Source organism: Kitasatospora sp. NPDC047058 (assembly GCF_040643935.1).
GTDB lineage: Bacteria > Actinomycetota > Actinomycetes > Streptomycetales > Streptomycetaceae > Kitasatospora.
On the sequence record NZ_JBEYVJ010000816.1, the window covers coordinates 1 to 1,646 of the forward strand.

Below are 1,646 nucleotides of genomic sequence, written 5' to 3' on the forward strand. Positions count from 1 at the left end.
TCCAGGGGGCGCCAACTCCCAGCCCCCCCCGGCCCGCCGGCGGACGGGGCGCCCGCCGCCCCCCCCCTGCCCCCCCCCCCCCACTTTGCTGCGGCGGGGGCCGGAGGCCCGCGCGGGTGTCTTCCGGAAAGCGGTGCGGCGTGCCCGGGGGGCGTCCCCCGCGCACGCTAATTCGTTAGGCCGATGCGGTTACTCTGCAGCGGTGCGAACCGTGACCGGGTGACGGGGAGGCGTATTCAGAAGATCCGTTTTGCGGATCATCCTGGAGCGTCATGCGTACTCGAATCACCACCCTGGTCCTGTCCGGACTGGCCTCGGCCGCCCTCGTCTGGGGCGCGGACGGAACGGCCTACGCCTCGCCCGTCGTCGACCACGGCGCAGTCTCCGAACCGGCGGAGGCCCGGGGCGAATGGGTCGACAGCCTCCTGCGCCTGGCCGAGGAGGACAGCGGCTCCGCCGTCGGCACCTTGGCCTTCACCGGCCGCAGCACGATCCACTCCAAGCCGGTGATCCGCCCGGCCCAGCGGGCCGACAGCGGCACCGAGGCCGACGACGCCTGGGCCGACAGCCCGGCGCGGGAGTCCGCGGACTCGGTCGAGGGCGACGCCGTAGAGCAGGACGAGCCGGCCCGGCTGGGCGAGGACGGCGTCGAGCGCAGCCGGCCGATGGCCGCACCGGCGGCGCTCGCGGGCCCCGAGAGTGCGCCCGCCGGCCACGGTGAGCACTGCGCCGAGGACGGGCGCGGCCCCAACGGGGGTCACGGGCCCGGCGACTGCGACTGCACGTCCGGTGACCACGGTGACCACGGCGGGCACGAGGAGCACGGCGGTCACGAGGAGCACGGTGACCACGGCGGGCACGAGGGCCACGGCGGTCACGAGGAGCACGGTGACCACGGCGGCCATGAGGGTCACGGCGGTCACGAGGGCCACGGTGGCCAGGGCCAGGGCCAGAGCAACGAGCAGAACCAGACGCAGGGCCAGGGACAAGGCCAGGGACAAGGCCAGGACCAGGGACAGGGACAGAGCCAGAGCGGCAAGCAGCACCAGGACCAGCAGGTCAACGTGACCGTCGTCGTGCAGAACGTCGTCACCAACGACCTCGACAACAGCGCGAACAACATCGCCGCCAGCAGCGCGAACAACTCCGCGCACAACAGCGCGCACAACTCGGCGCACAACAACCAGTCGGCCTCGCAGGCCAACCACCTGTCCAACGAGCAGAGCCAGAAGAACCAGCAGCTCGCGCACAACGTGAACAAGAGCAGCCTCGTCGCGAAGGAGCAGAAGCCGGACAAGGCGGTCCACCACGGTGGCCAGGAGCACGGCGGGAAGCCCGGGCACCACGGTTCCGGCCAGGAGCACCCGTCCGGGCAGCACGGCAAGGACCACAAGCCCGGGCATCAGCACGCGGAGCTGGCCGAGACGGGTTCCCAGGACACGCCGCTCCTGCTCGGCCTCTCGGCGGCGCTCCTCGCGGCGGGTGCGGCGGCGATGCGGCTCGGCCGGCGGCGTGCCTGACCGGCCCGGTCCCCGGGGTGCCGGGTGACGGTGCCCCGGGCCACCGCGTGGCGCCGTCCCGGCCGTTCTCGGCCGGGATGCAAGAGTCCATATCGACGGGATGGTTTGGGACCACGGTGTCGGCGC

1 protein-coding gene is annotated in these 1,646 nt (G+C 73.1%); it reads left to right on the forward strand.

Annotated features, from left to right (window positions below; all coding sequences use genetic code 11):
- Window positions 1-272 precede the first annotated feature (272 nt).
- The gene (locus tag ABZ885_RS40770) at window positions 273-1,520 is read left to right on the forward strand and encodes an LAETG motif-containing sortase-dependent surface protein (RefSeq protein WP_360200209.1); all 1,248 of its coding nucleotides are present in this window, start codon (window positions 273-275) and stop codon (window positions 1,518-1,520) included.
- Window positions 1,521-1,646 lie beyond the last annotated feature (126 nt).